The sequence below is a fragment of the Microcoleus sp. FACHB-672 genome, from assembly GCF_014695725.1.
Lineage (GTDB): Bacteria > Cyanobacteriota > Cyanobacteriia > Cyanobacteriales > Oscillatoriaceae > FACHB-68.
The window spans coordinates 444204-467777 of sequence record NZ_JACJOU010000019.1 but is presented as its reverse complement, the minus strand read 5'-3'; the positions used below and the strand labels follow the sequence as shown (position 1 = coordinate 467777).

20 protein-coding genes are annotated in these 23574 nt (G+C 43.8%); 8 read left to right on the top strand and 12 right to left on the bottom strand.

Going from position 1 to position 23574, the window contains the following annotated elements; all coding sequences use genetic code 11:
* Window positions 1-28 precede the first annotated feature (28 nt).
* A complete protein-coding gene (locus tag H6F56_RS15580) occupies window positions 29-1018 on the bottom strand; it encodes a pentapeptide repeat-containing protein (protein ID WP_190669707.1) in 990 nt (329 codons plus the stop codon).
* A gap of 220 nt (window positions 1019-1238) precedes the next feature.
* Here H6F56_RS15580 and H6F56_RS26895 point away from each other — a divergent pair, with 220 nt between their 5' ends.
* On the top strand, window positions 1239-1361 hold the full coding sequence (locus tag H6F56_RS26895; protein ID WP_255513722.1) for a hypothetical protein: 123 nt from the start codon (window positions 1239-1241) through the stop codon (window positions 1359-1361).
* An 86-nt stretch (window positions 1362-1447) separates the two neighbouring features.
* Complete coding sequence (locus H6F56_RS15575; protein WP_190669705.1) at window positions 1448-1663, top strand: DUF2945 domain-containing protein; 216 nt, start codon at window positions 1448-1450, stop codon at window positions 1661-1663.
* Between the two features lie 134 nt (window positions 1664-1797).
* Here the strand turns inward: H6F56_RS15575 and H6F56_RS15570 are convergent, their stop codons facing one another.
* The 6 genes from H6F56_RS15570 to H6F56_RS15545 form a co-directional block, all read right to left on the bottom strand.
* Window positions 1798-2802, bottom strand: a complete 1005-nt coding sequence (locus H6F56_RS15570) for a pentapeptide repeat-containing protein (RefSeq protein ID WP_190669940.1) — start codon at window positions 2800-2802, stop codon at window positions 1798-1800.
* Window positions 2803-3161: 359 nt separating this feature from the next.
* Entirely contained in the window at window positions 3162-4313 is a 1152-nt protein-coding gene (locus tag H6F56_RS15565) for a glycosyltransferase (protein WP_190669704.1), read from the bottom strand.
* A gap of 126 nt (window positions 4314-4439) precedes the next feature.
* The gene (locus tag H6F56_RS15560) at window positions 4440-5354 is read right to left on the bottom strand and encodes an NAD-dependent epimerase/dehydratase family protein (protein ID WP_190669702.1); all 915 of its coding nucleotides are present in this window, start codon (window positions 5352-5354) and stop codon (window positions 4440-4442) included.
* Window positions 5355-5362: 8 nt separating this feature from the next.
* The gene (locus tag H6F56_RS15555; RefSeq protein WP_199312871.1) at window positions 5363-6217 is read right to left on the bottom strand and encodes a class I SAM-dependent methyltransferase; all 855 of its coding nucleotides are present in this window, start codon (window positions 6215-6217) and stop codon (window positions 5363-5365) included.
* 471 nt (window positions 6218-6688) lie between these two features.
* Window positions 6689-7615, bottom strand: coding sequence for a glycosyltransferase family 2 protein (locus H6F56_RS15550; RefSeq protein ID WP_190669700.1), 927 nt, complete (start codon window positions 7613-7615; stop codon window positions 6689-6691).
* Between the two features lie 152 nt (window positions 7616-7767).
* Window positions 7768-9045, bottom strand: a complete 1278-nt coding sequence (locus H6F56_RS15545) for a flippase (RefSeq protein ID WP_242032017.1) — start codon at window positions 9043-9045, stop codon at window positions 7768-7770.
* A 7-nt stretch (window positions 9046-9052) separates the two neighbouring features.
* Between H6F56_RS15545 and H6F56_RS15540 the strand changes: the two genes are divergently transcribed.
* Window positions 9053-9280, top strand: a complete 228-nt coding sequence (locus tag H6F56_RS15540; RefSeq protein WP_190669954.1) for a hypothetical protein — start codon at window positions 9053-9055, stop codon at window positions 9278-9280.
* Here the strand turns inward: H6F56_RS15540 and H6F56_RS15535 are convergent.
* Window positions 9250-10647 carry an O-antigen ligase family protein gene (locus H6F56_RS15535; RefSeq protein WP_190669697.1) on the bottom strand — a complete coding sequence of 466 codons (1398 nt, stop codon included), beginning with the start codon at window positions 10645-10647 and terminating at the stop codon, window positions 9250-9252. The genes H6F56_RS15540 and H6F56_RS15535 overlap by 31 nt on opposite strands.
* Window positions 10648-10990: 343 nt before the next feature.
* Here H6F56_RS15535 and H6F56_RS15530 point away from each other — a divergent pair, with 343 nt between their 5' ends.
* The 4 genes from H6F56_RS15530 (at window position 10991) to H6F56_RS15515 (ending at window position 18110) form a co-directional block, all read left to right on the top strand.
* Window positions 10991-12532 (top strand): SLBB domain-containing protein, encoded by a 1542-nt coding sequence (locus tag H6F56_RS15530; protein ID WP_190669695.1) that lies wholly within the window; start codon window positions 10991-10993, stop codon window positions 12530-12532.
* Window positions 12533-12571: 39 nt separating this feature from the next.
* Window positions 12572-14866: a GumC family protein gene (locus tag H6F56_RS15525; protein ID WP_190669693.1), complete on the top strand. Its 2295-nt coding sequence runs from the start codon at window positions 12572-12574 to the stop codon at window positions 14864-14866.
* A gap of 690 nt (window positions 14867-15556) precedes the next feature.
* Window positions 15557-16198 carry a PEP-CTERM sorting domain-containing protein gene (locus H6F56_RS26390; protein ID WP_242032016.1) on the top strand — a complete coding sequence of 214 codons (642 nt, stop codon included), beginning with the start codon at window positions 15557-15559 and terminating at the stop codon, window positions 16196-16198.
* 340 nt (window positions 16199-16538) lie between these two features.
* Window positions 16539-18110 carry a glycosyltransferase family 39 protein gene (locus H6F56_RS15515; protein ID WP_190669691.1) on the top strand — a complete coding sequence of 524 codons (1572 nt, stop codon included), beginning with the start codon at window positions 16539-16541 and terminating at the stop codon, window positions 18108-18110.
* 78 nt (window positions 18111-18188) lie between these two features.
* On the opposite strand, the gene H6F56_RS25870 is transcribed toward H6F56_RS15515, so the two are convergent.
* Both H6F56_RS25870 and H6F56_RS25865 read right to left on the bottom strand, forming a co-directional pair.
* Window positions 18189-18755 carry an IS630 family transposase gene (locus tag H6F56_RS25870; RefSeq protein WP_199312869.1) on the bottom strand — a complete coding sequence of 189 codons (567 nt, stop codon included), beginning with the start codon at window positions 18753-18755 and terminating at the stop codon, window positions 18189-18191.
* Window positions 18756-18766: 11 nt separating this feature from the next.
* Entirely contained in the window at window positions 18767-19258 is a 492-nt protein-coding gene (locus H6F56_RS25865; RefSeq protein WP_199312867.1) for a helix-turn-helix domain-containing protein, read from the bottom strand.
* A gap of 648 nt (window positions 19259-19906) precedes the next feature.
* Between H6F56_RS25865 and H6F56_RS15505 the strand changes: the two genes are divergently transcribed.
* Window positions 19907-20107 carry a hypothetical protein gene (locus H6F56_RS15505; protein ID WP_190669689.1) on the top strand — a complete coding sequence of 67 codons (201 nt, stop codon included), beginning with the start codon at window positions 19907-19909 and terminating at the stop codon, window positions 20105-20107.
* A gap of 79 nt (window positions 20108-20186) precedes the next feature.
* Here H6F56_RS15505 and H6F56_RS15500 read toward each other — a convergent pair whose 3' ends face one another.
* Complete coding sequence (locus tag H6F56_RS15500) at window positions 20187-22295, bottom strand: cation:proton antiporter (protein WP_190669687.1); 2109 nt, start codon at window positions 22293-22295, stop codon at window positions 20187-20189.
* A 594-nt stretch (window positions 22296-22889) separates the two neighbouring features.
* Window positions 22890-23558 (bottom strand): HAS-barrel domain-containing protein, encoded by a 669-nt coding sequence (locus tag H6F56_RS15495; RefSeq protein ID WP_190669936.1) that lies wholly within the window; start codon window positions 23556-23558, stop codon window positions 22890-22892.
* Window positions 23559-23574: the final 16 nt, after the last annotated feature.

Below are 23574 nucleotides of genomic sequence, written 5' to 3'. Positions count from 1 at the left end.
AATATTGACGTTTACCAAGCGACTTATCCTACTCATGAATTGTGCCATCCGGCATTGTTGCGCCGGTTAAAATTGCCTCCTGCCAATCAACTGATTCTAAATACGCCCCCCGCAGGCTAGCGCCACTCAAATCTGTCCCACGCATTCCCGCAACATTCAAATTTGCCCCCCACAAATAAGCTTCGCGCAAACTCGCCCAGCTCAAATCTGCATTATGCAGGCTTGCCTTATTTAAATTTGCGCCAGTCAAGTCTGCTTCACTTAAATTTGCCTCACTTAAATCTGCTTTACTCAAGTTTGCTTCACATAAATCCGCTTTCGTGAGAGAAGCTTTATGCAGATTTGCGGCGTGTAAATTTGTGCGAGATAAAAGTGTTACACGTAACTGAGCTGAAGTTAAGTTTGTTGCCGATAAATTTGCTCCGCTGAGATTCGCGCCACTGAGTTTTGTGTCACTTAAATTCACTCCATCCAAATCTACGCCATTCAAATCTACGCCATTCAGATAAGCGCCCCTTAAATTTACGCCATTTAATAACACCCCACGCAACTGAGCACCGCTCAATCTCGCCCCACTCAGGTTCGCCCAATTTAAATTGGCTTCCCTTAAATTGGCAGAACGTAAATTAATTCCCCGCAAGTCTGCCCCACATAAATTTACGCCACACAAGTTAGATAAACTTAAGTTCACTCCAGAAAGAATTGCCCCACTCAGTTTTGCTTCATTCAGCAGCGACTTAACTAAATAAGCGCCCTTCAAATTAGCTTTTGTTAAGTCCGCCTCTGTGAGTCTTGCCTCATTCACCCTGGCAAAACTCAAATCTGCCCGATTTAGGAAAGCACCTGACAAGTTTGTTCCTGTAAGAATTGCCCGACTGAGGTTAGCGGCGGATAAGTACGCCCCTGACAAGTTTGCTCCTGCCAAGTTTGCTCTCTCTAAGTTGACCCCAATCAGATTCGCCTCTCTAAAATCTCTTTCCCCGGCTGCGTATTGGCTTAATAATTCTTCAACTTGCATATCATTTGCCCCCTGTTTCGCTCAAGTAAAGGACTTTGTTTTTAGTTATTAAATGCCATAAATAATTGTCCTTAAGCTGTAAATATTTAATTATTATTTAATTTCAATACTTATAATTATAGAGAAAATTGTATCCAAAATATATATTGACACAGATGTCAGTAGCCGCTACATCTATAAAAATTACACGAGATTTCTATAACCGGCATAAAGAAAGTGAGTGTCACACCTATCTGCGCCGGCACCTCACCTGAATATTAAAATTCCAGTTTTTTGGCAGTGGCTAATTTTGTTGCCGGCAGCAAACAACCTCAAAAAGGGGGATTCTCAGCTAGAAACTTAGAAGCCCGTAATCTGTAATTAGACCGATTTCTATGGCTTTATCTCCAAACATAATGTGGGAGAAAACCATTGAACAGGAGAAAACCCTTGACAGAGGAATTCAAAAAAGGCGACCGCGTTGAGTGGAAAACCTCACAAGGCAAAACAACCGGCCAGGTCAAGAAAAAGCTCACCTCACCCACAGATATTAAAGGGCATCACGTCGCCGCCTCAAAAGAAAATCCAGAGTACCTTGTTGAGAGCGAAAAAACCGGCAAAGAAGCCGCCCACAAGCCTGACGCCCTTGAAAAGGTAGATGAGTAATCCCAGCGCCATGAATAAAAATGGTAGATCCGTTATTGACGAATTTCACCAAGTTGTCAACATGACGCTCTCTCAGGACTGTTGAAATGCAAACTTTAGACAGTCCAAGTTTCACCGTTGGCAGAAAGTGCTCGCTAAGCGCAAAGCCGGCCATCCGGCATTAACACTCCATCAAAGATCGCATTGCGCCAGTTTGCGCCAGTAATTGCCGCATCCCGTAGACTGGCTCCCCGGAGGTCTGCCCCCTCAAAGTTAGCCCCATCCAGCTCTGCGCCCCAGAGGTACGCACCTTGTAGGTTGGCCCCACTTAAATCGGCCCCAGCAAGGTTGGCCAAGTTCAAGTTGGCCCCGCTCAGGTCTGCATTCCTTAAGTCTGCTTCCCGTAAATCGGTTTTCATCAAATTGGCCCCATTAAAGTGACCGCCTTTGAGGATACTCTGATGCAAGTCTGCCTGTTTGAGATTGCCGTTTTCAAAGCTAACTAAGCGCAATTGAGCGCCGGTTAAATCCGCACCGGCAACGTTCATTCCGCTTAATTTGGCTCCGTTGAGTTTGACCTCACTCATCTCAAGCCCGCTAAAATTGACGCCTTCGAGATTAAGTCCATTCAGAAATGCCCGACTCAGTTTAACTCCATTGAGCTGTGCCCCTTTCAGGGATGCTCCGCTCAATCTCGCTCCACTCAGGTTTGCCCAGTTCAGGTTTGCGCCGGCTAGATTAGCTGAGCGCAGGTTAATGCTGTTGAGGTTCGCTCCACACAGGTTGACTCCCGCCAAATTAGCGCGATAAAGACTGACCCAGCTGAGGATAGCTCCACTGAGTTTAGCGCCTGTCAGATCCACGTTAGCGAGTTGCGCCCCTCTGAGATCAGCTTTTGTCAGGTCTGCTTCTATGAGGTTGCTTCCCTTCAGCTTGATAAAACTCATATCGGCCCCGTATAAAAAGGCTCCATTTAATTTAGTTTCAAGCAGGGAGGAGCGACTTAAATCTGTTCTTGCCAGAGAGGCTTCTGTTAGATTTGCGCCGGATAGGTTGACGCTTGCCAATGTCGCCCCAATTAGATTGGCTTCTGCTAAGTTGGCTCCCTTAAAATCTCTTTCGCCAGCGGTGTAACGCTTGATCAGTTCATATTCATTCATATTTTCTCCCTCGCCGGTGATGCCGGTAAGCCTCTTCAAAGGCTAGAGTTCCCAAATACTTAGCAGGGATCGCAATTAAAAGGTCAACAAATATAACAAGTTCAAGGCGATGCCTTAAGGCCGGCTGGATCGTCTCTCTCTTCCGTCTGTGGCGATGGCAGATGCCGGTGTGAAAGATTTTCTATTTATATTTATTCATAACAAAACGAGTTCTGATATCTACTCAATAGACCTCAGAACTCGCGTTTTTACCCAATTCAAGGTGGAGACACTATGTTTTTAATCCCTCTTTTTATAGAAGGTGTGAGTTTCTGTAAACGTTCAGCAACTCAAACAGTACCAACTCAGTTAGAGGAGTGTTAGAGAGCGCTCCGAACTATCTCTAGAAAGCGCCGCCCGTAAGCTGCTACGCGTTCTTTATTCTCTTGTTTCGCGATATTTTCTCTGTCTAGATCTGGGCCTGGTTTAAAAGTAGACCACGCAAGAGATATCAGATCTGCGAGTTGTTCAGCATTACCGCGCTCAAAGAAGTGAGAGTAAGGCGGGTTTTGCTCGATGTGTACCGGAAAATCAGAAATCAACATGGGTTTTCCGAGCGTCCGGGAGTCTTCTACCACCGTACTCCACCCTTCAAATAAAGAAGGTTGAATGACGGCTAGACTTCTCCGCATTAGTTGAATTTGATCAATTCGAGGAATCAGCCCTAATGTGCGAAATTGATCGTTAAGGTCTAATTCTTTGATACGGGCGAGGAGTTGGTTAGAATATTCAGGATTGCGACGATCTTGTAGGCTGCCGGTGCAAGCAACAATTGGCTTAATTCCCTGCTGTTTAAGTAAGCCTAATGCTTCAATGATTACGGTATGATCTTTGTGTTTCCAAAACTGATTGCTTACCAAAAAGAATTGATCCGGCAGTTCGTATTTTGCTTGGATTTGTTTGGGATCTCCCTGAAGCCATTCTGGTTCTAAGAAACTCGCAAAGGTCATCACTGCACTACGGGCGGCAGCGTCTGGATAAAGATGCTTGAAGTCGTTCTGCGCCATCTGACTGCTGAGGATGACAACAGGAGCAACTTCAGCCATTTTTTTATGCTTGATGTCGCGATCAGCAATTTCTTCTTGGGAGAAAAGCTGGGGGAGATGATAGTGCTGAAAGTCAGGAATCCAGGCACCCCAGCGATAGGGAGCACGTGCGCCGGCAAGTTCTGGGTAAACAAAATCAACCTTTTGAGGGTTGAGCATCTGTAGCGGAATGAAGGAAAAGCGCTCAGCTAAACCTTTACAAATTTTAAGGTATCGCCGGTCAAAAACATTTCTGGCATAAATTTGGTCAACGTAAGGACGCATCGGCTCAGCTAATTCTAAGTTAGATGAGTAAACACCTACGCTTAATTTAATTTGGTCTTTTTCCTCTTTTGGTAAACTGGCAATTGCGCGAGCTAAATTTTGAATGTAGAGCGCTCCTCCTATCCACCCAGAGTCACCCAACATATTTAAACAAATGTGCATAGTCCCCCCTATCAATCCTACTTTCTTTCTCGATTCCGGCAAAAATTAATGCATCTACCCACTTTTAAACTTCCCAACAATTCAATTACTTTGGGCGATTAATTGAGTAATTGCAGTGATTAAGTCCTACAAGTTGACTAAGGTTTTGATCCCTTCATCAAGACTGATTGTTGGTTCCCAGCCGGTCAAGGATTTTAATTTAGAAATGTCTGCAAGCAAATGCATTCTTTCTACTTTCCTGACTCGTGTCGGCTCTACCTCAATCAAGATTTCTTCTCCAATTTGGCGCTCAAAAGCTTTAACAACATCGACAACTGAATACTCAATGCCCCTACCCAAATTGAAAATATCTATTTCCTTGGCAAAATTTTTTAAGAGTAAAATTACTGCTTTTGCCATATCATACGTGTGAATGAAATCTCTCTTCGGTTCCAAGTTTCCTAACTTAATTTTTCTGAGTCCTGAATTAATTTGCTGTTGAATTTCAGGAATTAAGTGTGGGTTTGTTTCATTAGGGCCGAAAGCATTGAAGAAGCGACAAATGATCGTAGGAACAGAGGTCTGCAAATAAAACTCATTCATTAAATGCTCCCCAACCAACTTCGATAACCCATAAACATCCATTGGTTGAAGCGGTTGGGTTTCAGGTATCGCATGGTCGCAGATCGGATAAACTGCTGCCGTAGAAGCAAAAAATATCTTTTCTAAGTTTTTAAGTTCTTTGGCTGCCTTTAAAATATTGATCGTTCCTTTTGTGTTGACATTGCTAGATTCAAAAGGATACTGGTTGCAGTAAGGGATAAAGTGAATAGCTGCAAGATGTATAATCCAAGCGGGATCGATTTCCAGAATAGTCTTTCTTACTTGCTCTGAATTTAAGATATCCAAATTATAAAAATGGGTATCTGGAATTTTTATGAAATCTCTATTTCCAAAAGACAAATTGTCAATTACAGAGATTTCATAGCTCAGTTTTTGCAGCTCAGAAATTAGAGCAGAGCCAATAAAACCTGCTCCTCCGGTCACTAGAATTTTCTTCATTTGTTTGTTTAGGCTTGAGGTTTAACAGCGACGAACGTGTAAAGACGACCGGGCGAGTGATCGCGCCAAGTGCGAAAGCGATTAACTAAAGCGATAAAACTTTCTTGGGAAGCTAAGGCTTTAGCAACAGATTTACCGGCATATTTCTGCAATACAGCAGTAATTCTTTCTTGATTCTTCCCTTTTGTTGTTGGGAAATAATTAATCACAGACTCTTGAGGGCCATAAACATTTTTAATGGTAAAGCCGGCATCGCTTATAGCCTGACGGTACTGTTTGAGCAAAAATGCGTTTTCACCGCCATAGAGTTCATGAAGCGGATGCGAGGTGAGAAAAGCATCTAAATCTTCTGACTTAGAAATGACGTGTTCCCGCGTAGCAATCAGCACGCCACCCGGACGTAAAACTCTCGCGAGTTCCCGACATAATTGATTGAGATCCGCTGCGTGGTGTAAAACCTGGCGACAATGTACAATATCGAAACTCGCATTTTCAAATGGTAATTTTTCCCCAAAAGATTCCACAACATTAATCGGAAGATTGGCTTCTTGAGACAGTTGTTTGATTGCGCCGGCTCCCACAATATTACTCGGATCAGGCTCTAAGGCTGTTACCGCACACCCTGCACTGGCAAAGGCATAACTGGCAATTCCATTGCCAGCTCCGAGATCCAAAACTCTCCCAGGTATCCAACCTGACAAAAGTTCACAAACAGCTAGCCATTCCTCACTTTCAGCAAACCGCTTAGCGGCTCCTATCAAAGGTAGATCGTAATAACAAGCCTCGATCAGTTCTTTTTGACCAGGCTGAGATTTCAACCATTGAACTGCCTCTTCCCAAGTTAAAGCTTTTTCATTCATCATTTAACTCCCTTGGACTAAAACGGACAGGTTTTTGAGTTTTATGAACTTAGTATGTTCAGGCGACATTTTGGATAAATCGAGAACCAAATATGATAATAGCACCTTCACTTCTTCCTGCCAGTTCAGCAGATGAAATCAAACTTGCGCTTTAAGGAAGTGCCAATTTGCTAACCAAAATAAAGCTAAACACTAGAATGTCCGGGTCTCATATCTTCCTGGGGATTTTGCTTCAGAGTCTTCATATTTATTTACAGAGACCCGTACTTTCTCACAACATCCGTGCATCTATCAGCGGCTCAATCATTCAGCGCGTTGCCTCAAAAATTCCTTTCTTATACTAACCTCTGACACAGCGAAACGCCACATCTGGCAGATGCCGGCTAAATAATTTAGACAGCTTCAGTAGAGCCGGTGAACCCCGATGGAATCATGTTATCTCTCAAACCTGTTTGAGGACACTTCCAAAAAAAATTAAACCTTTAAGGCTTTCTTAATTCTTCTCTTAACTCGCTTCATTACGCTTGGAGCGTAATCATAACAAACATTTTGAGTGACTCGATCAGCCGGCCAATTGCGAATAAACCCGCTTGGATGTTTTAGAGGAAAACTCATCGCTTCAACCGACATATTAGCACTTTTACTGTTGGGGTTAGCAGTATGAGTTGCGTCTTCACCAAAGCCAATGTTTGAAACTAAATTTTCCTTAGGAGTGATACTCAGGGCATTTTGAACCCAACAGGCATATGTCCATCTAAAGCCCCAATTATTCACTGTGTTATCATAAGAAACTTGAAACGCACTTTTCCAAGCGTTAACGGCTTCAGTCTCTATAAGCAAATCCTTTAGAAAATCTCCCTCTTGAAGTTGTGGCCAGAGCTTCATTTCAATATCATAATATTGCCATGCCCTTCGCCAGGTCGCCCATCCCCAGATGTGAGGATAGCGAGAAAAATAGTAGCTATCCTCAGTAACCTTATTGCCAAATTGATAACTGGTTCCACTGACGCACATGATTCGCTTATCATCTCGATATTTTTCGAGTAGCTCGTCACAAAAGCGAAAGAATGTGGGGTGAGGTAAGCAGTCATCTTCCAAGATAATTGCTTCTTCAACCGTGTTAAAAACCCAGTCTAATCCGCTAGAGACTCGATCTTTACACCCTAAATTGATGTCAGAATAATTTGTCAGAACTTGGCAGTTCCAATCAACGCGGTCAATAATCGCACGCGCGTTAGCGCACTTTGCTGCTTCACCGGCTCTGTCAGGACGAGGGCCATCAGCAATCACCAACAGCTTTGACGGTTGTGCTTGACGAATGGCCTCAAACACTTTTTCAGTTGTATCAGGCCGATTGAATATAATTAAGGCAATCGGAGTTTTTACTTGCCAATCAACCATTTAGAATTCTCCATTATTCTTTGCAGTGTTGCTACTTTCATTATGTGGCTAAGCCACAGAAACCTGCGGCTTAGCTTTAAGCTAGATAAAGGTAAAACTCTTCTTTAAGATTTGTTCTTGATTACCTAGCTGCTTGACTAGAACCTCTATTTTTAGAACTTTGACTTTATATTAAACAAATCTTTTGGATTTTTAATAAAGTCAATTAAGAAAAGTGCTTTAGTCTGCCTTAGAAAAATTACCCGTGTTTTTGGATAGAAAGCATTTGCTCCATAAGCTGCAAATGCTTGGGCAATTACCGTGGCAATGCCGGCTCCTAACCCTCCATAGGTAGGAATTAGCAGAAAATTGAAAACTACATTAACCACTGCTCCAACAGCCGTTGTTGAAGCTGAAAATCTGATTAAACCTTCTGTAATTAACCAGGGGCCTCGTGCTAGGCCCAAAGAAACAAATAACCCAGCCCAAACAAGAACTGCTAAAGGTGGAGACGCATCAACATACTCTTTCCCATAAAGAAATTCTATAATGTATCCGGATAAAAAAGTCATGGGAATCGCTACAGCGTAAGAAACCACCGCCATTAAATTTAAAAGTTTTTGTACCCGATCATAATATACTTCTTCACTAACTTCTTTAGCTTTGACAATAGAAGGGAAAACAGATTGAATGATTGCGCCCGGAATAAAATACCACATTTCTGAAATTTTTACGGCAGCTGAATAAACTCCCACCTCGCTTGAGTTTCTCATTTGCCCCAACATCACCTGATCAATCCGCATATAAATCATAATGACGAACCCTGATAAAATCAGCGGCCAGCTATCTTTAAGTAATTCCTTAGCCCGCCTGAAACTGAATCGCCACGCTTTTAATAGATGCCCTCTCCACTGATAGGTAATTCCTAGTGCTATTGCTGACAAGATTTTTTCTCCGGTCAGCGCCCATGAAAAGCCAATTAACGGTGCTCGCATTTGAATCAAGGTAATTTTGACCGCGTTGATGATCACGTAGGCTGAATTCGTAGACCAAACGGTAAATTTAGATTGAACTTGCGATTGAAACCAAAAATCGATCACTTCAAAGCAGAGAAAAACTGTTCCTGTTGCGGCAACTGCTACTAACCCAAAGGTTCTGTTATCTGTAGGGTTTAAAAATCCAAGCGTTCCTACTGTTAAAAATAATGTGAGCAAACCTCCGAGGAGTTTGAGAACAAAAGCAGTTCCGAGGGTTTCTTCTTTACAAGATGGGTCACGAGCGAGGTCGCGGACTACGATTTGACCTAACCCCAGTGTGGCAATTGGACTAAACAGCCCGACAAAGGCGATTGCATAATTGAGGAGGCCAAATTCATCTGGCCCTAAATAACGCGCGACCCAAACTCCTACAAGCAAACCCAGGCCCATTTGTAAGAATTTTTCTGCAAACAACCAAGCTGTGTTTGCAATAACTTTACGCAAACCCGGACTGAGCTTTTTAGTGAATGCCGTGAGCTTGTTTAACATTAGAAGTTTTCAACTTGTTTCAAAAAAGATAATGGTTGAGGACTGGTTAAGCCGGCACCCTAGTGATATCGCAACGGCTCTAACTTTCCATGCTTTGCCGGCACCCACCCGCTCTTATGGATGCCTTGATTATAGCGAAGCCGGTTCCCTGATTCTGTGATTTTCTCTCTGGGGTTTTGTGTTTGTATCTAAAGTTAAGCGAACGGTTAATACTATATACCAAAACCAAACACTGGTTGCTCCAAAAAGACCTGTTTCTGTAAGGTTTGTCATAATCGTATAGGTCAAAAATACAAGTGGTAATCCTGCTTCTGGTAATTTAGTCCGAGTTAGATATGTAACTGCTTTAGCAAGATTATTAAAGAACGAAAGAATAAATAAACTCAATCCCACCCATCCTAATTGTAAGGCGAGGTCTAAAAAGCCATTATGAGAGTGGGGCGGCTTAAATTGTGTTTTAGCCACAATGATGTCACCGCCTGGATCTGCTAGCCCTCGCCAAGGTTGCCAAAAGCTTGCAGATCCATAGCCTAGCAAGGGACGCTGGTTAATTTTTTCGATGATCTGCGGCCAGAATTCTGTGCGTCCGGTCAGTGTAAGATCCTTGCCTAAACCCCCTACAACAATTGACTCCAAGTTGTCTGAAATAAAAACAACAAAAATTGTGCTGACAATCATAAAAAGCACAACTGAAATAAAAGCCCACTGCACCGGCAGCCTTTTTACAAAGTTGAGGTAAAACCACAAGCTTAATAGCACAAGTATTAAAACTTTACTGGCTCCACTATTAGCATTTTGTAAAGAAAAAAGTGCAAGCAAAATAACTACAGCAGACAGTCGGCGCTGTTTCGGCGAGTAAATAGCGTACAAAAACCACAATACGGCAGTTAAAGCCATGAAGAAGGCAAACTGGTTTGGATGACCTAAAATACCGCTCCAACCCTTGAGGTGCCTTCCAATTGAAGGTCTGAATTGGGCATAGTAAATACTGAATATCACTCCGAAGAAGCTAATCCAGCGAAACAACCGATAAAGTTCTGTCCAGCTATATTGTTTGCCGACATAAACTGCAACAGCCGATGCGGCTAAATAAGCTAAGCTCGCTTTTATGGCTATGTCAGGAGTATCAGACCAAAAACCTGACAAACTGACCATTAAAAGAAACAGACTTATAAAAGGAGATTTAATAAGAATAAGAATGATAACATTTATGAGATCTTTTAGGGTGTAGCGTAGTCTGGAAGATAGAAGAAAAAGTATAATAAAATAAATGGCTATCTGAGCTGTAATTGTTACAGCAGTTGTATTGTAATTATACATTACAGATGGATGCAGCTTACTGAAAGGACTGATACTAGCCCCTGTAGCTCCTGATATTGTAAAAAGGAAAAGGCCGGCAAAAATTTTTTCAGCATTGGCTGCTAGCTTACTATTTTTAGCGAATGCATTGTAAAACAGAAAGATATAACAAATTCCTAAAGCGATGATGATTGCCAATAAAAAAGGCTCTTGAATAATGTCTTTCATAATTTATTTGGGTGCTTTTTTATTAGTTTAATGGAAATATTTTAATTTCTTTTTATCTTAATTACAGAAAAACTGAATTCATCCTTAACAATTATAAAGAACTTGCTGATAAGCTCACCCTTTGCTTCCGTATATCCCGTAAACGCCTTAACCGGCAGTATTAGGGCTTTGGCTGCACATCCGGCCCACAAAAGCGAAGGTCTTCTATTTTGGCTTAGACAGCTATTCAGCTTTACGCCGGCCAGACAAAAAACTGGCTAGACCCAACCGGCACAGCAGCCACTCTCCAGTTAGTATGCCCACTAGTTTGGCAGTTTCTACAGAACCCGGTTAAATTTAGAGAATGAAGAAAAGAATGTTGTGTATGGTCTGTGCGAGTTCTACTAGACCAATAACCCAACTGGTTGCCGGTCTAAGCCTGGTGGCCATGAGCGTAGCTGTTTCTAACCCGGCCAAAGCCCAACTTCCCCCACTAACGCCCCCACCGGCAGGCTACCCCGCGCAACCGGGCCAAGGATTCCCACCCCCTCAATTACCCTCTAGCGGCACCGTGCAATCAACAGCCGCTTATACATTAGGCGGCGGCGACAACATTCGTATTGATATTTTTGAATTGCCTCAATATAGTGGCGAGTACCAGATTCCGGCAGGTGGAGCCATACAACTGCCCCTGATTGGCAGCGTATCTGTCGAGGGACTGACCTTAGAAGAAGCCAGTGATGCAATTTCACAAGCTTACGCTCGCGTACTTAAACGTCCCCTGATTACCTTAAGCCTTCTGGCGACACGTCCTTTAAATATCCTAATATCAGGCGAGGTGAATCGTCCCGGGTCGTACCCCCTAGCCCTGACATCGGGCGCAGGCACCAGACCTTCCGTTCAGTTCCCAACTTTATTGCAGGCTATAGAAAGGGCGCAGGGAGTGACCCTAACCGCTGATATTCAACGCATCCAGCTGCGCCGGTCAACCGCCAGAGGGCCAGCTCAAGTGCTCACGGTTAATCTCCGAGAATTTTTAGAAACAGGCCGGTTGCCTCAAGACCTCACTTTACGGGACGGAGACTCGATCTTTGTCCCCACGGCTACCCAAGTCGCGGCCAATGATGTCCGCCAATTATCCACAGCTAGCTTTGGCACCCCCATTGACCAACCGCGCACCGTTGCAGTGCTCGGCGAGGTCAACCGTCCCGGTAGCTACGTTGTAGTTGGAGGCAACACAGAAACCGAGTTAAGAACTGTAGGACTGCCAAGTGTGACACGGGCGATTCAGCTGGCCGGCGGAATCAGACCAATGGCAGATGTTCGCCGCATTCAGGTACGAAGGCTAACAAAAGCCGGCGGGGAGCAGCTTTTTAATGTAAATTTATGGCAACTTTTGCAACAAGGGGATCTATCTCAGGACGCAATTTTGCAAGATGGAGATACGGTTATTATCCCTACAGCTACTGAATTAAGGCCGGCAGAAGTATCAGAATTAGCTACAGCTAGCTTTTCTCCTGATAATATTTTAGTTAGTGTGGTAGGCGAAGTAGGAAGACCAGGGTTTGTAGAAGTTCCGCCTAACACCACCTTGAATCAAGCTCTCTTGAGCGCAGGAGGATTCAATAACAGTCGGGCCTATCGAGAATCGGTTGAACTGATTCGTCTTAATTTTGATGGCACAGTTTCTCGACGAACAGTGCCCGTTGATTTTGCCCAAGGAATCAACGAACAAACCAATCCCCTGCTCCGTCCTAACGACATCATTGTCGTCAAACGCTCTGGCATCGCTAGCGTGGCGGACACTGTGAACACTGCGCTAAGTCCCGCAGGAAACATTCTTGCACTCGTGAGCATTCCCAACCGATTTTTGGAATTTCTCACTCTCTTGGGCATTATTAAATAGAATTGAGCGAATCTTTTTCTGGGGATATCAACAAAGAAGATGGATACAGACTACCATTCTCAGCCGATTTCATCTAAGCGTAATGGGCAACCGGCTCAGTCGCTGCCTCAGCTATCAACCAGTAGACCCGAAGAGATCGAGCAACAGCCCTTAGATCTGGCGTGGCTGTTTGCAGTTGTGCGTCGCAGAATATGGGTAATGACCGGAGTGGCCATCACACTGAGCGCTCTCTCTGGCGGTTTGCTGATCTGGAAAGCCAAACAAACAATTCCTGACTTCCAAGGCGGGTTCCGAGTCTTGGCGGAACCAATCACTGCAGAAGGCCGTTTGGCCAGAGTATTTTTACAGGCCCAAAGTAACAATTTGGGGGCAGCCGATCTCAGTAAGATAGGCTCCTCAGTCGAAGACTCCAGTTTGGTCGATTACCAAACTCAAATTCGGGTGTTAAAGAGTCCTGAACTGTTGGCACCTGTGATTGCCGAGTTACAAAAAGTTTATCCTGACATTAACTTCAGCACCTTATTAGCGAATCTGTGGATTAGCCGGGTCAGTTATGAAAAAGATGGCAAAGAAGCCGGCACAAAAATTCTAGATATCCGCTACCAAGATAAAGATCCCAAAAAAATTAAGTTTGTTCTGCAAACACTGGCTAACAACTATTTAAATTACAGCGGCCAAGAGCGTCTTAGCAGCACAAAGCAGGGGATCACATTTATTGATACCCAGTTACCTGAACTACAACGGCGCGTTGACACTCTTCAAGAACGTCTGCAACGGTTGCGCCGGCAGTCTAACCTCAGCCTTCCTGAAGTAACCAGCCGGGGTTTATCAGAGCAAGCGGGGGCGCTAGGGTCGCGGCGAACAGATATCCAAGCTCAATTGGCTGAATCCAGAGCGCTGTACGCGAATTTGCAAAGACAGTTTGCCGAACAGAAAAGCGCTCAAGTCTTGGGCGTAGACCTAAAAACCTACGAACCATTAGTCAGACAGCTGCAAGATGTAGAAAGTCAAATTGCTGTTAATTCAGTCTTATTTCAGGACGATAGCCCGCCTATGCAGTCCTTGAGAGAAAAGCGAGACAATTTGCGGGTGCTGCTACGTCGAGAAGCGGATGCTGCTCTGCAAATGGTTGCCGGTCAAATCCAAGCGCTAGAAGCTCGCCAACAAGCCATTGCGGACAATGAAAATTTATTAAACCAGCAAATTACCCAATTCCCGGCTGTTTTACGTGAATACGCCGATTTACAACGGGAGTTAGAAGTTGCGACGGATAGCTTAAAGCTATTTTTATCTAAACGAGAAACGTTGCAGCTTGATGCCGGCCAGCTGGAAGTGCCTTGGCAAATCATTGCGAAGCCAGAGGTTTTTGTGGATGAGAGGGGCCGGCCAATGCCGGTGGAAACCTCGCAAACTCGTCGTCAGCTAGCCATCGCAGTGATTCTGAGCTTGTTGCTAGGCATCGGGGTCGGTTTCCTCATCGAGGTACTTAACACCGTCTTCCACACACCGGAAGAAGCAAAAGCTGGAACGAAACTACCGCTACTGGGAGTTATTCCCTTCGCCAAAAGACTCCAGAAAGTTGCTCCTGTCACTGAAACAGCCGATGTCAGGGGGCGCTCATCAGGTGGCATTAAGCTTGTGCTGGGAAATCCCAGTTCCTCTCAACATGACAGCGCTTCTCCAGTTTTGGAAGCTTTCCGCTCCCTCTACACCAATATCCGGTTGCTCAGCCCACATACGCCGATTCGCTCTTTTGCCATCGGTTCAGCAACACCCGGAGATGGAAAATCTACGGTAGCTGTACATTTGGCCCAGACCGCAGCCGCAATTGGCCAGCGTGTCTTGCTGGTAGATGCGGATCTGCGCCGGCCTCAACTCCATCAAAAGTTAGGATTGCCGAATGTTCGGGGACTGAGCGATGCCATTGCCACAGACATCGGGCTGAATGATGTGATCCAGCGCTCTGGCAGTGTCTGGGCCGATGAATTGCCTTGGGAGGATAACCTGTTTGTTCTGACGGCAGGACCCCTGCCTGCCGACCCAATCAAACTCCTCTCCTCCAAAAAAATGCTCTATTTAATGGAGCAATTTCAAGCCTTTTTTGATTTGGTCATTTATGACACCCCACCCCTCGTCGGTCTAGCAGACGGGAACATCCTAGCCGCCCATACCGACGGGATAGTAATGGTTGTGGGGCTGGATAAGACAGACCGAGCAATGGTGATCAAAGGATTAGATGGCTTAAAAATTTCGGGTGCTTCCGTTTTAGGAATCGTGGCAAATGGGGTTAAAGGCTACACCTCTAGTAGTGATGTTTCCTATCACCGTTTGTGAAATCAACAGCTGCCATCCTCAATGCCTTAAAAGTAGTCAGGGGATGGCAGCCAAATGGACCAGAAGGTTGGCAAAACCAAGCGAATTGTTAAGATATATTCGCCTTTGTCGGTTTTGCGTTGCCACGGCCCCAAAATTTTCATTCCTGCTGGTGTGCCGCCCCTGGCAATTCCTAAAACTAGAGGCTGAAGAGCAGATCAAGGTTATCTAGGGTTTTATAAGTAAAAAGCCGGTTTCTCGCGATTGACCAAGCAGCTTTCAGATGAGGGCAAGGAACTTTTCGGTTAATTTAGGAATCGCTGTTTATATCTACTAGCAAAAAGCAGGCCACAGCTTTGATGACAAAACCCTGGCTGTCGGCCTCTCACCTATAGATAAGTCTCTATAGTTAGTGATACAGATCACGTTAGTAGTCGTGAAAAGCCCATAAAATAGTAGTGGAAAGTCGGGCAAACGTAAATCTGCTCGGACAGATAAAACTTTATATTGGCTATAAACATTGTAAAGAATTAACGAAAGCCCGCCAAAGTTATAGACATTGGCGGGAAATGAGGTTAAGACAGAAGTAATACAGTGTTTAGTCAAATTCTAAGCAGCTTGTTGGGTTTCGCTCAACAAGCGGTATGAAACTTATATTTAACAGCAAACAGCCGCTTTTGAGTTTTAATTTGACATTTTAAGGAGAATCTTATGAGTTTCCAAAGACGCTTTGCCACTGTAGTCGCCACGACTGCGCTTACCGGCCTATTCTCTGTGCCGGTGCAAGCTGCCAACTTGTTTGCCAGTAGCGTCAAATTTGATAAGGATACCGAGGTGAGCTTTGACTTCTTGGAATCTCACGGGATATACAAGTCGGACTTTGGCGTGCAGCAAGCCAATGGAAGCTTCACTTCCCTGCTTAAAGAAATCCAAAACGCAGACGACACCTCAGTAATCGGCAACAATGATTGGTTGGGAAGTTGTGGAATTTCCGTTAAACAATGCATTTCTACCTTCACATTTAAGGCCGGCATAGATTACACCTTCGCCTTGCAAAACTATGAGAAGGTAAAAACCACCAATGGCTGGGGGTATAACGACACGTCTACTACAACTGTTTACTCCTCCACGTCACAAGCTGTTGCCTATACGAAACTGTCTGATACTTCCTACAAACTGGCTTGGGATGATGGATACGGTGGTGATAGAGATACCAACGACTTCATTGTCAAAGCATCTTGGAAAAAAGCCGCCTCTGTACCAGAACCTGCAGCCTTAGCAGGTTTGTTCCTAGTCGCTGGAACACTGGTAATTTCTCGCAGACGCAAAGGGGTTCTGAGAATTCCGGATTAGCACTTAGCGAGAACCTTTCTAACTAAATGTCTAACGAGTATTTTCCAGTAATTAGTTTTATTTTTAAGAAGAAATTGAGTAAATATTAACATAGGCAGGCTTAATTAGTGCTGTCTTTTACGGTGAAAATTAACGACTGCCAGTTATAACGCACAATTAAAACGAGAGCAGAAGCAAAGCTTTGCATGCCCCCGAAAAGCCTGCTACACAATTCCTACAGGAACCGTGCTTTAATCCTTCCTATAGCATTGCCAGGGGTTGACCTACCTGTGCGCCTCAGATGAATACGCAGAGCACCTTTGTGCGCTAGACTGCTACTTTGGGGTGCTACCGCTGGTATATGACAAGAAAATTCCGGTTTTTAATCATCGTCTTGCTACTCCTAGGAATATTTTTTCGATTTTTAAATCTAGATCGAAAATTCTACTGGTATGATGAAACCTTTACCTCATTACGTATTTCTGGTTATACAGAAACAGAAGTTGTTCGGCAAGTTGCGAACGGCAAGTTAATTAGCATTCCAGAATTACACAAATATCAACGCCCCAATCCAGAAAAAGGCGTCATTGATACGATTCAAGGATTAGCGGTGGAAGAACCCCAGCTGACGCCTCTGTATTTTGTCATGGCACAATTTTGGGCGCGGACTTTTGGCGATTCTGTGCCAGTCATCAGAAGTTTATCCGCCTTAATAAGTTTGCTAGTTTTCCCCAGTATCTACTGGCTTTGCCTAGAACTCTTTAAATCATCAGTGGTTGGATCGCTGGCTATGGCGTTGATAGCCGTTTCTCCCTTCCATGTCCTGTACGCTCAGGAAGCGCGACCTTATAGTTTGTGGACGGTAATGATTTTAATATCAAGCGCTTCTCTTTTACGAGCGATGCGGCTCAAACATGCAAGCAGTTGGGCTATTTATGGAATAGTTGTTGCTGTGGGGCTTTACTCTCACCTTTTGTTAATTTTAGTTGTTATAGCGCATGGATTTTATGTAGTTGTCACTGAACGTTGGCGCTGGAACAAAACGATAGCTTCTTTCATGTTAGCTTCATCGGGTGCATTGTTAAGTTTCTCACCCTGGATGGCGGTTGTTATTAATAATTCTACTGAAGTTCATGATCGAACAAATTGGTCTTACTTAAAAATTACCTGGATATCATTATTTAATAACTGGATTATTAATATTGTCAGAGGCTATTTTGATTTTGGCTTTACTAGCGAGTCTGTTGGCGTATTTTTTATCCCTCTTAGCCTTCTGATATTAATTTTATTAATAATTATTGGATTCTCAATTTATTTTTTAAAAAATCAAATGAGTAAGAATAATTTTCTATTTATTTTAACATTAATTTTAATTCCTGGTTTAGCCATAATTATCCCAGATTTAATTAGCGGAGGAGTGCGCTCAACCAAGAGCCGGTATTTGATTCCATCTTATCTAGGTATTAGATTAGCAATTACTTATCTTTTAACCAGTCAAATACTCTTCCCTTCAGCCAAGAGCCGACAACATAAGCTGTGGAAAATTATTACAGTGGTGCTAATATCTAGTGGTATCCTATCTTGTGCCATCAGTTCGCAATCAGATACGTGGTGGAATAAAGAATGGGGCAGCCAAAACCCACAAATCGCTCGCACCATTAACCGATCTCTTAAACCGCTAGTCATTAGCAACCTTTCTGATGCTAGTATTGGTAATGTTTTTTCTCTTAGCTACCTACTCGAATCTAAAGCTCAATTTCAATTAGTTGTAAAATCAAATATTCCTGAGATTTCTCAGGGTTTTAGCGATATATTTATATACGGCTTCTATAAAAAGAATCGAGAAAATCTCACCAAAAAGCTAGGGTTTAAATTAGAAACTATCTACTCGAATAAAAATGCCGGCATCGGTCTTTGGAAATTAGTTAAATAACCAACCCATTGTAATATCAATAATAAAAAAGTTGACTTTTTTCTAAAAATAAAATTACATCCAAATAATACCAATTCTCTAAACGTTAACTACAGATAGAGCCTCAAGAATATAGGCTCTTCCCGCTATTGATTTAATAACTTCTTTTGTCAAGTGTTCCAGTTGCTTACTAAGTAAACTCCTTAACTCATCTAAGGTCTTTCGTAATTCCCATCTCAAACCTCGCTTAAGATACTGCCACACTTGTTCTATTGGGTTGGATTCCGGTGTGTGCGGCGGCTGAAACATTAAAATGATGTTATTTGGTATTTTCATTTTCTTCGCTTTATGAAACCTTCCATTATCTAATTGAATAATCAACACGCTATCCGGAAATCTTTGGGCCACCAATTCCAAGAATATCTGAAAGCATTGACTATTCAAATGGGTAAACTCATAAAAGAAATGCTCTCCGGTTTCAGGTTCAACTACCCCATATATATATGTTGCTTGGAATTTCCATTGCACTTTTCCTATGGGTTTTACCCCTCGACAAGTAATTCTTCTGCCACTTATTGTTTTCAGTCCTATTCTGGTTTCATCTTGACAAAAAAATCTGATCTTTTTCCCTAACCCCATGACGGTTACTGCTATTACGCTCAGCATGGCTAGGTTTTCTAAAAAGTTTTTTTAAAATCTTTTAATCTTTCTTCTGACTGTTCTGCGCTTTTTGGTCTGGCTATTTTTGGGGAGGCTTTGAGTCGATAATGCACTAACTGATGCACTGTTTTATAATTGGCTTCTATCCCTAGCTTCTCTCTTAACCATGAGCAAATTTCTCCATAACTGTCGAACCCCCTTGGCGACTGGAGTTTCTTCTCTAGTTCTTTTTCTGCCCACGCTGGAATTTTTCTGGGTCTTCCTGTGCTGACTTTTTTCGCTAAAAGTTCAATGAGTCCTCCTTGACGGTATGTGGTTAACCAATCTTGGACTGTGACTCGATTTCTCCCTACAAGTTCTGCGGCTTCTTTGATAGTTTTAGCTTTTTTTGTTTTGAGTAGGTACAACAGTTGTAGTCGTTCTTTTCCTGAGCCTGTTTTTTCTTGGCTCAGTCGTTTTTTGAGTTCGCTTTCACTTTCTGTGATTTCTAGCTTATAAACTCCTGCCATTTTTTTCCTCAATCTCTATTCAACGTACTATTCTATCCGATTCGTAGTACCCATTTCAAGAATTGGTATAACTTGGTTAAAAACTAAACTCAATCTAAATACTAAGCAAGCTTTGCTTTAACTGGTCTACTTTTACGGGTTTCAACAGCTTCTAAAAACTTAGTTGAGAAGTTTAGATTTAGCACGAATAAAACTTAACTCATCATAATCAAAAGGAAACGAAGACGACAGCTACAGATTCCTGTCTTTACTCCTAGTGAGCTTAACTTTCGGCAGCTTGTAGCTCACAGCGGCTCAAATATTTGTTGCTAAGTGAGCCTTTAGCAACTTTAACTCGCCCGTCTTTAATTTACAAAGCGTAACTCAAACGACCGCCAATACCTAAAACGCTCAGGTACAGGCATCAGAAATTTGACCTACTTGCCTCAGATTCAAGGACTGAAATCACAAAAACCTAGAATTAAAATCACAAGAAGGTCAGATATTAATCACAAATTTAGAGGATTACTGTCACAGTATTAAGACACTTCAATTATCAAAATAGATAGTGACTCTCGCTTTTGTGGGACAGATTCAAAGAACCCTCTGCAAATGACCCCCATAGATAACCTTACCTATTGCTTGAAAATTACAAATTTTCTAAAAACAATGCAATTTCCTAACTATCTGTACCAAGTCACCCTTGAAGAACTCTACGGTCAAGTCATGTTCTCTAACATCGTGACCCGCACCGACCGGCAAATGCTAAAAGATGCTTTATTAAAAGAATCTCTCAGCGAAAATGAACACGACATCATCAACCGGCTGATCTATAACGTGCGGCGGGGATGGGTTAGGCTCGTTGATTAAACTCACCCAAACCCTCAAATAGGCATTCTTACACCTTGCCAAGTGGCCAAATCCGACGAATAAACTGCCGAGTAGCTGTTTAACCACTAACGTTCTTGTTCTCTGGCACAGAATTTAACACGATGCCGGTATTAACTCGCTGCGGTTCCCCAAACATTACTAAAGAGCAAGTCAATTGCTTAAGCATCTGAGTCGTCACATCACTGACAGCCAATCCCGCTGACGTGCGATAGCGCTGCGAACGCCAAACCACCAAATCCACAGACTCAGCAGCGTTGAGAATCGCTTTGACCACATCCGCGTGGGGTATAACTTGAATATCAAGCTTCACCTTGCCAAGACTTACCCATTTAGCAACCAGTACAGAGAGTTGTGACTCAATCCAGGCTTTTTTGCTAGGGGGGGTTCTGCGCTCGCATACGTGTAACAAAGTAATTTGTGCCTGATTAGCTTCAGCCAAAACTCGAGCAAACCGTAACGGTTGCATCGCCCAATCGCTCAAACTTTCCACCGGCACCAAAATCCGCCGAATTTTTAGCGGCGAATCAAGAAGGCGCGTCACAGCCACTGGACAGTGAGAGGAAGACAGGACACTATCAATTACACTGCCTAACAAACGAGTGCGAAATCCAGGTTGTTTGCCCCAACCCATAACAATTAAATTGGCATTTTGCTCTCGGCTGGCATGGCTAATCCCGTGATCAATCGCATAATCAATTCTCAATAGCGGTTCTGCCTTGACGCCCATTTCTCCGCCCAGTTCTGTTGCCCGAGCCAGCAGCGTCTGGCATCGCTCAACAGCAGTTTCTATTTGGGGAGCATCCATGTGAGCGTGAGCGGTAGTAATTGCCAAGGGCACGATCCGCCCTGCTTCATGCCGTGCCAATAGTGCTGCCATCTCAACCAAATACTGCTCTGTCTGGGGATTGTAGACTGGAACAACGACTGTAAAGTCCGTGTCTGCCACCTCAGATCCCCAAGTTTGGGGGATTGTTTCAGTCTCTAGACTTTCAGTCGTTGAACTCAACCCCGGAGCAACCCGACTGGTAATCACCGGCCCTAGAGTTGCCGTGGCCAGCATCAAAACAATTACACTATTTAAGACATCTTCAGTCAACAGTCCTGCCCGAACACCCACCAGCGTTGCGGCTAGAGTCGCACCGACTTGCGGCAACGACAGTGACCACATTGTCAGCATCTCTTGCCGGTTGTAGCGGTAAATTAAAGAAGCGAAAAACGCGGCTAAAAATTTGCTGCCTATTAAAGCTCCAACAATCGTGAGCGGCATCCAAATCGAGAGAATGCTTTTAATAAAGGCCGGCACATCAATCAGTAGCCCCAAATCCACAAAGAAAATGGGAATGAACAGCACACTCCCAACAAAAACCACCTTTTCCTTGACCGGCCCCTCCCCCACCACATCATTTACTGCAAGGCCGGCCAAGAAAGCTCCAATAATCTTTTCAACACCGATTAATTGTGCTCCCAGCGATGCCAGAAATACCGCTAAGAGGACGAACAAAAACTGGTTGCCCTCCTCATCGCCGGTGCGGCGGAAAAATTCTCGCCCCGCCCAGTCAAAGCCAAAAAGGACGACCGCAGAGTAGATAAGTAATGATACTAAGAGCGTAACCAGTTGGAAAATAGTAAAGCTACCGGCCTTAACCGCCACACAAACGGCTAACACGAGCAAAGCGCCAACATCAGTAAAAATAGTTGCACCGATGGTAACGATGACAGCTTCGTTGGCCACAACTCCCAGGCGGCTGACAATGGGATAAGCCAAAAGGGTATGAGAAGCTAGCAGGGAACCGATTAAAATTGAAGCATTCCACTCAAAGCCAAAAACTCTTCCGACTGCTGTCCCAGCAATCATCGGAATAATAAAGGTTAAGCTGCCAAATCCAATAGAGCGATGCTTTTTTTTCCGAAACTGATGGATATCCACTTCTAGCCCTGCCACAAACATCAGGTAAAGCAACCCAATGTCTGATAGCAGTTTCATCGTCGGTAAATCAGTATCGAGTAGCTTCAATCCATTCTGGCCAAGTAGCACGCCAGCGGCTAGCAACCCGACTAATCCTGGAATTCGGAATCGCTCGAAGATAATCGGCACGGTCAAGATGACCACCAGCAAAATCGCAAAAGGAACTATCGGTTCCTTAAGAACTTCTGAGAGATGTTCCATAGCGAGGGGTTGAGAATTTTGGTAAATGAGCGTTGACAAAGACCCGAGTCAGCTATGCAGCCGGCTCAAGGTTGCGAATCCTCGCTGGGAGGAACTGTAATGCCTTAGCAATATTGCAGACAGCAAGTCAACGTCATTTTCAACGGCAGACAAACTTTACGACTATCCACCTACAGATAGATTTGATTTCCCATCAATCGCCGAGATCAAGTAATATTCGTCACAAGTTTTGTCGGTGCTACATGGGTTTAGCTCTCTGCAATCCATAGCTAGCCCTGTGAAACTATCTAACCTAGATTTAAAATCTCAACGGCTATCAATGATTAAGTGCTTCTAACCCGGCATCACATCGAGCCAGCTCTTAATGATAAAAGTAATTTTTACGATTTTTCGCTAGATTAGCAGGCTCATCCAATGAGCAAAACCATTCCTTTATCTTCTCATTCTAGGCAGTTTCTAGCCCTTAACCCCTCAAAGATTTAAAATGATTTAATTACTCTGTTATTTTTAGCAGAAATCTTTTCAGAGGGTCAGTTTTTTATTGACAGCTAGCTGAATTTAATATATGTATTTTAAATTTTATCTTTTACCTTTTTAAGGGTGAATTTGACTCAAAATTACCCTTAAACGATCATAGTCATCCTTAAGCAGCAGACTGAGGGTGCGCCCTGCTCTCACCAACCACTCGCGCTCAGCCTTGCGTAACTGATAGACTTCCCGAATTGCTGCCGCTGTCAGCGCTTCCACCGGCGCACCATTGAGCTGGAGTAATGTCCGCAAAAAATCCAGTTGTTCGCTAAAGTGAATAATCTCCGCCGGCTCGCACTGGTAAACTGCTTGGTGAATTTGTGGCGGACGGGGCGGAAGATACTGATAAATCGTGTCGGCAGGTTTTGCCGAACCGTTCCTTCCCTGCGGTGCCGGCGCAAACCCCACAATGGCCGCCCGAAACTCTGTTGTCAACATCGCAAAAATCTGGGGTTGCTCCTCCCGCAAACCTTGGAGAGACAAACCCAAAGCCCGCGCTCGGTGAACCGAATCAATCGGGCTAGTCGTGGCATGGTAAACCACTGCATAAATTTGATTTCCCGATTCTTCATCCATCGACTTAACCCAGCTGCCAAAAGGTGGCATAGCCGGAAAACTCAAGTCATCAGGCTCCAAACACTGAGCTAAAAATTCTGTCGTTGCCGTTTCAATCACCTCAGCGATGTGGTTGGGGTGGCGATTGCCGGCGGTAAATTGTGGCAGGGGAAGGCGCATATCTTTGGGTAAGAGG